Here is a 13,178-nt window from a genome sequence, read left to right on the forward strand (position 1 = left end):
CTTGAACACGGAAATCCTGACACCCCCTGCTTGAGGCCGGTGTACTCGGTATCTAGGAACAGTAACATGATGGATACCTTTGTCCTTCATCGCGTCCGTGAGACTGTACTTGCCCCTGTATCTCCGGACACGCGCTAGAACACACTCGTCAATATTGCGAATCAGGTGTTCGACAGATATCCGTAATGATGCCATCTGCGAAGACCTTGCCCTCCCATATCTGAATTTCCTTGCCGACAGCCAGAAGTGGGGCAACTAGGGCGAAAGACAGAAACTTTACCGGTACATCGTGTTCGTGACCAAGTTCGAGAAGTCGACCCTCCAGCAACCAGCGACAATCGAAATGCCGATCGAAATCACTGCGGCATCCGGGAGCCCGGTCGGACCTGCGAGGTCGGGCGCGGTGGCGACACGACCGTTTCTCGCGCACCAGAGCATAAATGTGTGCATGCGTTCGATATCGTTGGCGCTGTCGCACAGCGGGCGCAATTGCCCCCATGGAACCTCTTTGGAAACGCCAGGCGATACGGTTGCATCGAGAATTTCCTGAAGCGGTGAATCAATGTTCGGCTCCCTCGTCGGCCCAGAGCAATCTTAGGAAAAACGCCCGTGCTCCGCTAGACGAAGTGGAGACGTTCGTGTCGGCTGGGGCGCGAGCTGGCGAGTACCATGCGCGGCGGGCGCGAGGACTGAACGTTTGCGCATGCGGAACCCCTTTGAACGGGGACGTCCACTGGACGTCATCACCGCGACACTGCGCCGAAGTCGCAGTGGAACTGGAGACCGACCACGTGGGCGGCGTCGCCCGCGGCGGTGTCGAAGTAGGTCAAGGTGCCGTCAGAAATCCCGCTCGATCAACATTTCATCGTGAAAGACTGCAAAAACGGCGGGCAGAATTCGTTCGGAATTTCGCAAAGACGGTGTGGCGACGTCGCGTTTCTGGGTTCGATCGAGTATGAAATATCGTCAAATGCGTGCGATATCATATTGGTGATTTGATACGATGTTTGGCGTATCAATGGGATGAGCGTCGTTCTCCGTCGCCTACATTTTCCCAACAATGATTTCGATATAGTGAGAGCGACGTGATCACCGGTCCGGACGTTCTTGCCTCCGTGGCCGTGCGGGGTATCTGAGAGGAAGGAAGAACAAAATGGAAGCCAGGGCATCCTCGGTCGGGGAGTTGTCGTCGAGCGGTCTTTTTGACGCTTTTCACCGGGGCATTTTGCAGAATGATCGGCTGCTGAAACTCGATACGCCCCTGGGCGCGAATACCCTCGTTGCATTACGTGCCGAGGGGTATGCAAAAATAGGGCGTGATTATCGGTGGACTATCGATGTAGCGTCAATGCGCACCGATCTTGCGCTTCTGTCGTTGATGCATCAGCCCGTCACGTTGTGGATTCAGCAGGAAACCGCGCCATTCGCTGAGTCGACCTACCTTCCCGTCCACGGCTTTGTACACCGTATCGGGATGCTGGGTGCAGATGGTGGCCTGGCTGTCTACCAGCTGAAGATCTCGTCGGCTTTGCACTTCCTCGGGCATACCCGCGACGATCATTTTTGGCTCGAAAAGGATGCACGGGAGATTCTGGCGAATGTGTTCGACCGATATCCGCAGCTGCAAGGTCTCTATCGATTCGACACCGTCAGCACCCCGCGGGTGCGCTCGTATTGCAGACAGGCAGAGTCCGACCTGAATTTCGTCCATCGGCTGCTCGAGGATGAGGGTTGGTATTTCTACTGGGAGCACGCGACCACCCAGTCAGGGGTGCCACCGAAGACGACCCTGGTCATCGTCGACCGTCTTTCCTCGCTACCCCAGCCAAAGGATGCGACCTATACCCGCGGTAACGCGAGCAATGAAAGCAATGGCGTAGCGCAATGGGCAGCTATCCAGACGCTCCAAAGCGTGCGTTATACAACGCGTTCATTCGACTACAAGCGCCCGAATTACGACTTCGAGGCAGTTAGCGAAATCGAGTCGACGACCTACGAGATCGAGCAGCGTCGACAACGTGAAACGCAAAGCATCCCGACGGTGCCAATGGAGGTCTTCGAATCGACGCCGTATGGGTATCCCACCACGGATGCCGGTGGATCTCGCGCGCAATTGTATACGCAGGCCTGGGATGCACAGGCATTGCGCTACGCGGCAGTCGCCGGATTGCGTTGGATCGACGCTGGGAGGCGTTTCGTGCTGCACGACCACCCCCGGCATTCGAACCCGGACGCCAAGCACCGCGAGTTCGTCGCGATCGAAGCGCGATGGCTCGTCGAAAATAATGTGCCTATCGCTCGCCAGGGAACTGCTTTCCCGCACAGTCTGCAGCGGCGAGTTTCCGACGCAAAAGCAGTTCGCGGGAGCGATTTCCAGTCGCCGCCACACCCGGCCGACGGCGAAACTGGATTCTTCGTCGTGGACGTCGAAGCTCAACCCACGACTATCGAATATCGGAGCCCGTTCGAGCACCGCAAACCAATCATGCATATCGAGCATGCGATCGTGGTGGCGCCAGAGGGGGAAGAAGCTTGGGCCGACGAATCGAATCGAATTCGCGTGCGGCACGCATGGGACCGCCAGAGTCCTGCAGGGGCTTTCAATACATCGCCGTTGCTGTTGTCGTTGCAGTCCGACACTGGGAATTCGTACGGCTCCGTACACGTTCCGCGCGCGGGCGAATGGGTTGCGATTAGCCACTGGGGCGGCGATTGTGATCGCCCGTTCGTGCTTGGACGGCTCAATGGCGGTACGACTCCACCGCCTTGGCATACGAATGTGTTGCTATCGGGTTTTCAGTCGAGTGGGTTCGGCGGTACGGGCGCTTTCAACTCGTTCGTTCACGACGACTCAACCAATCAAGGTGCGACGCGACTGACCTCCTTCACGGGTTCAAGCTACAGCTCGTTCCATCAGGGATATCTGATCAGCCAAGACCGGAACAAGCGTGGGCGTTACCTTGGTGCCGGTTTCCAGATTCACACCGACGACTACGGCGCGGTACGAGCGAACCGCGGCCTTTATTTGAGTACGCATGCCAAAGCGCACGACGCAGAGCAGCTCGACGTCGTTGAGGCGAGGGATCAGCTGACGCGATCGGGCATGCTTGTTGAATCGCTATCAAGCGCCAGCGCGACGGCGCAGGCCGAGTCGCTGGAGGGAAGTCAAGACACTCTGAAAGCCGTAGCCAAGGCCACCGAGCATCCCATTTCAGGACAAACGTCAGGGGGTAGGACCGATGGCGGCGGAACAGGGGAGGCCAACGGATTCGCTACCCCGATGATCATGATGGCCACGCCGGCCGATATCGGATTAACGTCCCGACAGTCGACTAGCATCGCAGCGGATCGACACATCAATCTGACCAGCGGCGAACACACTCACCTTGCCACGGGCAAATCCCTCATCGTTGCGGCCGCAGAAAAGATCAGCCTGTTTGTGCAGAAGGCGGGGATGAAGCTGTTCGCTGCAAAGGGCAAGGTCGAAATCGCTGCGCAAAACGACGCGTTGAGCCTGTTCGCCGATCGCGACGTAACGGTTACTAGCAATCAAGGTAGAGTCGTAATCGAGGCGAAGCAGGAGCTGATTCTGAAGTGTGGTGGCTCGTACATTCGCATCACCGCGGAAGGTATCGAAGACGGCTCGCGAGGACCTCGTACGATCAAATCGGCCTCATTCAGTCGTCAAGGTCCGAGCTCGATCGCTGAACACATGAACAGCTTGCCTAAGACTGCGTTCAACGACCCCTATGTGCTTCGCCACTCGATCACAGGTGAAGTGCTCAAGAATCACCCGTACGAGTTCGTACGGAGTGATGGAACAGTCATCAAGGGCGTGACGGACGAACTCGGTAAGACTTCGGTGCAGAAAAACGTGGACGTCGAGACGATGATTGTGCGTGTGTTGCCTCGCACCCTCAACGACGTCGGCTAGCGGTCCGAATCGTGGATCGCGTCAATCGCCATCAGCACATCTTGAATCTCTCCGATCAACCGCAGTAATCGTAGGTACCGGTATGGGTCCGAACAATTCCGGCAGCAACAACGCAGCGAAGCAATCCGATACGGTCGTCATTCAAGGGCAGCACGAGCCAGGCGGTGGGTCGTCTGCGAAGGTGACGTTAACGCCGGATGCCAACAAATGCACTAAAGAGTTTCATTGCGACCCGCGGCCACCTATCCCGGTGATTTTTATTCCCGGGGTGATGGGCTCCCTGTTAATCAACAGAAATACCGGGCAGGAGATTTGGAATCCGCCGAATGAAACCAACCGCGCTGCGATAGCATTCGGCTGGAATGGATACTTCTCAGATGCGTCGGAGCGCGAAACAAAGTACGACACATCGTCGGCAGTCGTCTCCACGCTCGGCGCGATCGTGACGACGGGTTGCGATCTGACGGCCGACGAAGCGCGAAGGCGAGGCTGGGGATCGGTCCATTCGAAGAGTTACCATGGATCGCTCGCTTGGCTTGAGCGTGAGCTCAATCACCCAATGAAGGCGGGAAAGCTCCTTGGCGCCTGGGCAAGCGGTGATCCGAAAGGTGAAGACTTCACTTTGAATCCGGTCATCGGGACAGCGCCATCGAGCTACGGCGCGAATGGTCCGGGTATCGACCCGCTTAAGGTCGACTCGGATGAATTTAAGAAGTTCTGCCAGTACCGATATCCGGTGTATGCGATCGGCTACAACTGGTTGCAATCGAATCTGCTGTCGGCCGAAGACGCTGTGAAGGGCGTTGACTATGTCGATCAGAAAACCCACAAGAAATACCATTTGATGGGCATCAAGGAGATCTGCGCCGAGAACAAAGTAAAGAAGGCAATCATCATCACCCACTCCATGGGGGGGCTCGTCGCCCGCATGGCTTCAGTGATAGCGGGTTACGACGACTTGATGTACGGCGTGATCCACGGGGCGCAGCCAGCGACTGGCGCACCGTTGGCCGCACGACGGTTTCGCGCCGGCGCTGAAGGGGAGGGGGCAATCCTCAATAAGGTACTCGTGGGGCGAAACGCGCCGGAATTCACGGCAATCACGGTCAACGCACCCGGGCCGTTGGAGCTCCTTCCGATGCCCGACTATCACGACTATGAACCATGGTGGGTTGTTCGCGACATGAAGCGACAGGAAGTACTCGCCCTGCCGAAGAAGAACGACACGCTGAAGTTATTCACGTCACAGGCGTGGTACGGCTTGGTCCCCAACCAGTCCGACGCAATGCTCGATCCTGCTGGAATTGCCAAACAGCGCCTGCAAACGACTCAGCCTGGCATGACGCTGCAGAAGAACTTTCTGACGATAATGCAGGACGTGGTTGACCGGCAGCATCAACTTATAAACAACTATCATCCGAACACCTTTGCTTTCTACGGGAACGGTCCCTTGCGACGGTCGAGCGAGGTTGACCCGACAAAGGGCGGTACAGCCAAGGCTCCTACGAAGCAGGAGACCACCGCACCAGCGGATAAGCTGCTCACCTTCGGCCGAATCTATTGGCGTGGTGACTTCCCAGCAGGTACGACCGAAGAGGACCTGATGAAGGCCGAACTCTTGAGCGACGACCAGAAGGGCCAGGTCCGTATTCGCGTCAAGGGGCTCGTCTGTACACTTTTTGCGGAGATCATGGATCCCAATTTTCCGCAGGAGCGAGGCTTGATCTTTGGGGATGGCACGGTGCCGAGCTGGTCTGGGGAATCCGTCGCACGTGGCTTGAAGGCCGGTGTCCCTGGCGAAAAGGCGAAGGGTGTGCAGATCGCCTTCACGCAGAACGGGTTTGATCACCAAGGCTGCTTCGGTCATCCGTGGGCGAAGTGGGCCACACTCTATAGTATGGTCAAGGTCGCAAAATCGATCGACGTTCCCGTATGACCACATTAAACCAGTTCACAAATCGAATCGCAGTCGCGCTCGTGGCCTTCTCGGTAGGGATGGCCGCGTGCTCGAAGAGTAATCCGTCGGAGTTGCCTATGACCACCCCCGTGATGCATGACACCCGCCCGTGGTGTATTGGCCGTTTCGTTGTCGACCTTCCCCATGATGCAGATGTGTACAACCAAGAATATAAGTACATGGGGTACTCGATCGATGTAGTGAAGAACGTAGGTCAACAGGAATTCGGACGGAGAGTAGAGGCGCGCGAGCACGAGCTGAAGACCAAGCTGCGGGTTGATCCGCATAATTCCTTCTCGCCGACGAAGACACCGTGGCTCCATCAGGCGGTACAGCCCAATGACTACTCGCGTCTCTTTGTTTTCGGGCGATACGACGTCCCGCCCGCCGAGCTCTCATACGACGTGGAAGGGTACGCGTGGTCGCACGACACGCAATTCACCCTGAAGAACAAGTTCGGCGATGGTTATGACCAGAGCGCGGTCCAGAATGCGTCCGAGATCCTGCGAAATATTCGTCCGCGTGATGAAGGGGACGTGCCGAACGATGGCGCATTTTGCTTTAACGGCGGCTTGATCGGCGGCAAGCAACTTCCGGCTTTCGATGCCATCGTCGCGGCCGGTCTTGTTCCGGGGCGACCGTCTAATCTGATCGTGAAGCTGCGCGAATCTGTTGCTGCCGATCAGAAGGCGTCGCTGTTGAGCGGGCTTTCGGAATTTGAGGCTCAGCTGAAGCCGTACGCGGGGCACTATAAGGTATTGCGAAAGGGCAAGCGTCAAGTCGCCGGCATTCAAGCCGAGGAAATTCTCGTCGACATCCATGAAGATGGCGTCCAGAAGTACCAGTTCTATCTGTTGGCGGCCGGGGTAGAGGGAGATCCATCAAAACCGCACACCGCCATTCAATTGTTGTTCGGCGCGGAACCTGACGCGGTGAATCCCGCCTCCGTGACGACGTCACCAGTGAACGAGGAACAGGCCGTCCAGGCGTGGGATGCGGTCCTGAACAGCTTCCACTATCGTGGTGCCGCGAAGTAAGGAGGAGGTGGAGGAATGCCGCGCTATGACATTGTGAAGGGCGATCTGACAACCGTTGGCGGAGTGGTGCAGGGTGGAGATGGGGCTGACCTGATAAACGGTCGCGAGCAAGCCTACGAAGATGATCCCGTCTTTTGTCCAGTCTGCAAAACCGTCGGGAAAATCGCGTGCGATGGCCCGCGGATTTCCACCACCGGTCCCGATGGCCGGCAGGCAGCGCTCAGTGACGATCTTTGCATCTGTCTTTGTTCTCCGCCACCACGTCTGGTCGCCTCGCAGACGACGTCGTGTAGCGACACTTAGCTGCCGCGACTGGCCCGATAGATGGCCGCCGCTTCGACGTCCAGTGCCTCGTTGGCCAGTGCCTTGGCGCTGGGCGGGCGAGCCCGCCACTGGCAGTACCCGCGGCGCGAGACGGCCGGCACCCTGCACAGCCGGCTCACACTGTACTGGTCCCGTCCGCATACGGCTAACATTTCGCCGGCGATGCTTTCGTGCCTCAAGTTTTTGTAGCACGTTGTCGATAAGTTGGGCACATCTCCGAGACCTGTTGACCTATGCTACTAAACGTTCCGTGCGCCACGGTTGTCAAGCCCTTCTTTTTTCGTTTATGTGTTGGCGCGATACTCGTCGCGCTCGTCGGCGCCTGCGCTAGTACTGATCCCGCAGCGAATAACTACGTTAACAAGCCAAACACATGGTCGGTTTCAGAGCGTACGTTTAGCGCTGTCACCCGAACGTCGGCAAGCGCTGACATGAGTGCAGCAATAGAAATTCCAGAATCTGACAAGAAGTATCGCCCGTTTTTGGGGGTGGCGATATCTGGGGGTGGAAGCCGGGCGGCGAATTTTGGCATGTACGTTTTGAAGGAACTGGAAAGGCTTGGTGTTCTGAATCGCATAGACGCTATTTCTTCAGTATCAGGCGGTTCTATCGTCGCCGCCCACTTCGGACTTTACTATCCAAAACTTAGGGGCGATTACTGGGATTTTGCTGAAAAAGATCTACGTCAGGATTTCCGAGATGATTGGCTTGCGAGACATGCCAATCCTGCTAATTGGCGAACGTTGAGCGGTAAAGGGTTTAATGCAAGTACCATACTGGCCAAAACGTACGATGACATGCTTTTTCATGGTGCGGTTTTCCGGCAAATGAGTTTTCCGGGGCCAGGGAGTCCGCACATTTTGATAAATTCCACCGTTGTTGGTGGTCCAGAGCTGCTGAGCAATTGTTTGGCACAGGGAAGAAATGCTTTCAGTCAGCGACTGAGTACGTTTGTCTTTTCTGACGACGCGTTCAAATTTTGTCTTGGCTCCGACTTAGGCACTTATTCAATCGCCCAAGCTGTTGCGGCTTCGTCAGCATACCCACTTGTATTTTCACCTGTGGTATTGACAAGCTACCCGCGTGTCATGATGGGGATAAAGGAAATGAACCTCTTCAATATCTGCATCTCATGGACGGTGGTGTATCTGACAACCTCGGGGTTGACGCGCTGGTATCGGCGGCCAACGGGCGATGGCATCATGGACTTGCAGAAGAAAGTCTCAACACATCGTTGGCAGTTTCATCCGACAAGGTCCCTTGTTTCTTAATTGTGGTGGATGCGTTCATCGACGATGGAGAAAAACTCGAAGAAGAGTACCCGGACCTAAGACATTCATTGTTGGACAGAATCATTGACCCGTCATGGCACTACGCCTTCGACGCGCTGCTCCAACGGCGGCGCTCGGATTCATTGCTAAATCTTGGAATCGATCTCGAAGCAAGAACACCGTCCGGTGACTACACAAGAGCCGTTTCAGGTCATGCGATTCCGCTGAGGGGTGAGCGCGGAATGGTTCAGAGGCGCTATGGAGACCTCATTGTTTTGGAGCCGAATACGGGCGACTTGACATGTGGGGTTTGGCATATCTCGCTTCGTGACGTCTTTGAGCTTGGCGCCGGTACCCCCGGGTTTTTTTCCAATTTCGATAACGTAATGCTGCGCGGAACTACATATGCGCTGATCACAAATACAAAAACTGATCTTAAATTCACTGGAGCGGAATCCTGCAGGCCAGAGGTATATCAACGCGCGTTGGCTGATGCTGCGAAAATTCTTGTCCGAGAAGATGCCGAAGGATTGAGTGTTCTGCATAAGTGGATGATCGATCATTCGATCGATACCAATACGAGTTGGGCGCCCGACCCACCGGGAACGAACGGTGAACGATTCAATGTGACGGCGGTAAAGAAAGGACCTTCTGGAAAGCCTTCTGGATTAGTGAGATGCTTGAACTAGCGGACGATGGTTCGCGAGTAGTAGATTGTCTACTTGTGACGCCAACGTCGTCAGCCGGCGGACAGTGCTTTACGAATGGCAACGTTGAAATGAGCTTAAATCCGAAGCGGTTCGTAGCAACCACGCCTATTTTTCGATGGCATCGTACGAAACCATCTCCGAGCGGACCGGCATCTCCGAGCGGGACATCCGCAAGGCGATCAGTCTGTTGATCGGCACCGGGCTGCTGCTCGGAGTCAACCGCGACCACAACCACGTCTCGACCGTGAATGAGCCAAACAAGTACTACCTGACGGGCTACCAGGCGCTGGTGCAGCAGAAGAGCGGCACCCCCGACGGAGGGACCGCCGCCACGCCGGCATCGACGGTCGTAGCTGCCATTACCTAGCGCGAGTGGTTGCCCCGAGGAGGATTCCTGCGGCAGCTTCGTTCTGCCGACAGAAGAGGGAAACGTGGAGTGCATGGCGGACAGGACGGAGTATGGGATGCAGGTAAGACAACTGAAGATCGGCAACTTTCGTGGGATCGGTGCACTCGACTGGAAACCGCAGTCTCCGCTGTGCTGTCTCATCGGCGTGGGCGATACCGGTAAATCCACGGTCCTCGACGCCATCGAGGCAGCCCTGTCCTCACGCTGGCTCACCTTCAGCGAAGTTGATTTCCTCGATGGAGATACGGCGACGCCAATCTGCGTCGAGGTCACGGTCGGAGAATTGTCGAAGGCACTGAAGTCAGACGAGCGCTTTGGCCTGTACATCGGCGGCTGGTCGGTAACTGGGACGCTGAACGACGAGCCGGAAGACGGCGATGAACCGGTGCTCACCGTGCGACTAACTGTCGACGCCACGATGGAACCAATATGGGAGCTAGTGCGCGACTCTGCCACCCACCCGCGCACACTCTCGAACAGGGACCGAGCGTTGTTCGGCCTGGTGCGGCTGGCAGGTGACGACGCCCGACACCTGACTTGGGGCCAAGGCTCGGTGCTTGCCAAGCTGACGGGTGATGCCGACGACGCCGCTCGCAACCTTGCCGATGCCTACCACACGGCGCGCAGCAGCGCGAAGCTCGACAAGGTGACGGCACTTGCGGATGCCGCGAAAGTGGCGCAGGCGCAGGCCTCCTCCCTCGGCGCTTACATGCAGGATGAGTATGGCCCCGGCCTTGAGCTGCTGCGGGGTGGGTTCTCCACCAGTTCGATCGCACTCCATGACGGCAGCGTCCCCTTGCGGCTCGCGGGCCTAGGAACCCGGCGGCTGGCGACGCTGGCAATTCAGCGTTCCGCCATCACGGAAGGTGCCATCGTCCTAATCGACGAAATCGAACATGGCCTTGAACCGCACCGTGTGATCGGCGCGATTGCACGCCTCAAGGAGGCACAGGCGGCCGCCGCGACGGAGAAGAGGGCGGTGGGACAGCTTCTCATGACCACGCATTCCGATGTCGCTATCGGTGAGATCGAGGCGCGCAACCTCTATGTCGGGCATCGCGACAGGGCCAGCAAGTGCGTCGAATTCCACGCACCTTCGATGCTCTCATCCTTTGCGAAGTTGATGAAGAAAACGCCGCGAGCCCTGTTCGCGCGCCGCATCGTCATATGCGAGGGCGTGACAGAGGTGGGTCTGTTGCTTGGCTTCCGCGATCCTTTCTGCGCAAGCAATAGGGGTGTCCCCGTCGAACAGCGCGGCGTCGCTTTTGCAGATGGCGAAGGAGCGCAAGCCCCGCAACTGGCAATAGCGCTTGCGGCGCTCGGCTACCCCGTCGCCTTGTATCGGGACTCCGACCGCCCGCTGACACCCGACGAGACGCGCGACGTTGTCGCCGCCGGCGTCGTGATTTTCCAGTACGACGGCGCGATGGATACGGAGACGGCGCTGTTCACAGCAGCCAGTGATGCGCAGGTGCAGGCACTGCTAGACTACGCTCGCGCGGAGAAGACCGAAGAATCGGTCGCGGCGACCCTGAAGGGCAGGGACGCCGAGCTGACGCCTGAGATGACGAGCCTTGCCTTCAACACGTGGGAACTGTTTGTTACCGCAGACGGGGCTGCTCTTCGCGCGACTCTGGCGGAAGTCGCGTCAAAGAAAAACTGGTTCAAGGAACTGCATTCGGGGCGCGCCATCGCGCCCATCGCATGGGAGATTGTCGAGCAAGCGCCCGCGTCGGCTTTCTCGAGGTGCGTACGAGCACTGGGGGCTTGGCTCTATGCCTGAGGCCCGCATCTTGGCCGAGCTTCCCGTCGGCTCTCTGATCGCACCGGCGGGCCACGGAAAGACCGAGGCTATCGCGAAGACGGCGGCGCTAGGTATCCGGACGCTTGTCCTCACGCATACACATGCGGGCGTAAACGCGTTGCGCAGCAGGCTGAAGCGTCTCGGCGTACCAGCAGCTGCGGCGAACGTAGACACCATCGACGGATGGTGCATGCGCTATGTGCGCGCCTTCCCCAAGCGCGGCCACCCGCCAGCGGGCATGCCCAGCGGAGCCGAATGGAGCGCGCTTCGGCAGAACGCCCTCAACGTGCTGAAGATCTCGGCGGTCCGCGACGTGGTGCGATCCTCGTATGACCGTATCCTGATTGACGAGTATCAGGATTGCGATCCCGGCCAGCATGCGCTTGCCATCGCGCTCTCCGAGATTGTTCCTACGATCGTATTCGGCGATCCGATGCAGGGCATCTTCGAATTCGCGAACGCCCGGCTGCGCTGGCAGCGCGATGTTTATCCGATCTTCCCGCTCGCGCTCGAACTGGAAGAGCCGCGCCGCTGGCAGAAGAAAAACCCGGCCCTTGGTGCTTGGATCGCCGAGACGCGCCAGCGCCTCATCCGCGGCGAGCGCATCGATCTGGACTCCGGTCCGGTCACGTTTCGGTACACCGACGAAGCCTTCGACATGGGCGCGTTTTTCGAAGGCATCGGGGATCGCGAGGGAACATCCGCTGCGATCCATTGCCGCCGGGGCATGTGTGACAACCTGGCCCGCGCAACGCGAGGCATGTACCAGTCCATCGAGGAGGTTGCTGCTAGGCGGCTGACGAGATTCGCTTCCGACTGGGATGGCAGCGCAGACGCACAACAGCGTCTGGACACCGTCTTGGCCCTGAGCAAAGATTGCTTCCATAAGCGCGAGAAGCAACCCAACGAGGAGTTGTCGCCCGACCAAACGCAGGTCATCGACGAAATGAAGACTGCGGCGCGACAACTGGGAGGCGCTGACTGTGCCGAAGCGGCTCGCGAGTTCATGCGGCTCGCGCGGCGTCACCCGCGCTGGCGGTTATTCCGGGGGGAACTATGGCGCGACGCCGAGCGTGCACTGGGCGAGCTGGCTGCCGATCGAGCGGCTACCCTCGTCGAAGCCGTGCTGAAGATCCGACTGCGTGTGAGTGCTGCGGGCCGCTCTCTGCAGCGACGGACGATCTCGACGCCCCTGCTGCTCAAGGGCCTGGAGTTCGATCACGTGCTGATTCCCGACGCCTCGCACTTCGGCAACGAGGACTACGCGCAGGCGAAGCTCTTCTACGTCGCAATCTCTCGAGCGACGCAGAGCCTGACTATCACAGCACCGGGTCGGTATGTTCAATTTCCACGGCCCGATCTATGAGGGGGATGCTCTTTAGGTGGGTCAATCGGGACACCGCGCGCACGACCTTGATGGCTGCTGTTCGTGCCTCGAAGGCTGGATTCTTGTACGGCGGCGGTGGAAGTCGTCAACAACCCAGAGTCTTCCGCAATGTAACGCTGGCGGTGTGATCGTCTTTACCCGCCCACTGCGATTGCGCAGATGAACAAAAAAGCCAGGAAATACGCTTTCAATGAAATTTCATGCCGGGCTGAAAACGCAGATGACATAGGGAACATACGCGATTGTTTATGAATGAATGGAATTTAATGCGAAATTTGATATAAAGAGCCGATGATTTCCTGATCCAACTGCGCATGCGCGAGGTTGGTGCGTTCCAAACTTGAT

Annotated in this window: 9 protein-coding genes and 1 pseudogene; 9 read left to right on the forward strand and 1 reads right to left on the reverse strand. The window is 57.8% G+C overall.

All coding sequences use genetic code 11. The features are described 5' to 3' along the window. Window positions 1-1,153 precede the first annotated feature (1,153 nt). From HW466_RS10145 to HW466_RS10160, 4 genes are all read left to right on the forward strand, one after another. Window positions 1,154-3,934, forward strand: a complete 2,781-nt coding sequence (locus HW466_RS10145; protein WP_151004249.1) for a type VI secretion system Vgr family protein — start codon at window positions 1,154-1,156, stop codon at window positions 3,932-3,934. 82 nt (window positions 3,935-4,016) lie between these two features. Then, window positions 4,017-5,870 (forward strand): lipase family alpha/beta hydrolase, encoded by a 1,854-nt coding sequence (locus tag HW466_RS10150; RefSeq protein ID WP_239005965.1) that lies wholly within the window; start codon window positions 4,017-4,019, stop codon window positions 5,868-5,870. 98 nt (window positions 5,871-5,968) lie between these two features. Next, window positions 5,969-6,928 (forward strand): T6SS immunity protein Tli4 family protein, encoded by a 960-nt coding sequence (locus tag HW466_RS10155; RefSeq protein ID WP_151004251.1) that lies wholly within the window; start codon window positions 5,969-5,971, stop codon window positions 6,926-6,928. 15 nt (window positions 6,929-6,943) lie between these two features. Beyond that, window positions 6,944-7,231, forward strand: a complete 288-nt coding sequence (locus HW466_RS10160) for a PAAR domain-containing protein (RefSeq protein WP_111016273.1) — start codon at window positions 6,944-6,946, stop codon at window positions 7,229-7,231. Here the strand turns inward: HW466_RS10160 and HW466_RS10165 are convergent. Beyond that, window positions 7,231-7,386 (reverse strand): annotated as a pseudogene (locus HW466_RS10165) (IS3-like element ISBvi3 family transposase); the annotation flags it as partial. The gene HW466_RS10160 and the pseudogene HW466_RS10165 sit on opposite strands and share 1 nt — an antisense overlap. A gap of 297 nt (window positions 7,387-7,683) precedes the next feature. On the opposite strand from HW466_RS10165, the gene HW466_RS10170 reads away from it, so the two are divergent. From HW466_RS10170 to HW466_RS10190, 5 genes are all read left to right on the forward strand, one after another. Beyond that, window positions 7,684-8,523 carry a patatin-like phospholipase family protein gene (locus HW466_RS10170; protein ID WP_170296651.1) on the forward strand — a complete coding sequence of 280 codons (840 nt, stop codon included), beginning with the start codon at window positions 7,684-7,686 and terminating at the stop codon, window positions 8,521-8,523. After that, window positions 8,487-9,212 (forward strand): hypothetical protein, encoded by a 726-nt coding sequence (locus tag HW466_RS10175; RefSeq protein ID WP_174905674.1) that lies wholly within the window; start codon window positions 8,487-8,489, stop codon window positions 9,210-9,212. The genes HW466_RS10170 and HW466_RS10175 overlap by 37 nt, the downstream gene beginning before the upstream one ends. Window positions 9,213-9,348: 136 nt before the next feature. Next, a complete protein-coding gene (locus tag HW466_RS10180; protein WP_151004258.1) occupies window positions 9,349-9,600 on the forward strand; it encodes a helix-turn-helix domain-containing protein in 252 nt (83 codons plus the stop codon). Window positions 9,601-9,697: 97 nt separating this feature from the next. After that, entirely contained in the window at window positions 9,698-11,425 is a 1,728-nt protein-coding gene (locus HW466_RS10185; protein ID WP_151004260.1) for an ATP-dependent nuclease, read from the forward strand. A gap of 10 nt (window positions 11,426-11,435) precedes the next feature. After that, on the forward strand, window positions 11,436-12,812 hold the full coding sequence (locus HW466_RS10190) for a UvrD-helicase domain-containing protein (RefSeq protein ID WP_196483825.1): 1,377 nt from the start codon (window positions 11,436-11,438) through the stop codon (window positions 12,810-12,812). The last annotated feature ends 366 nt before the right edge of the window (window positions 12,813-13,178 follow it).

The organism is Burkholderia territorii, assembly GCF_902833055.1.
In the GTDB taxonomy this organism is placed as follows: domain Bacteria; phylum Pseudomonadota; class Gammaproteobacteria; order Burkholderiales; family Burkholderiaceae; genus Burkholderia; species Burkholderia territorii.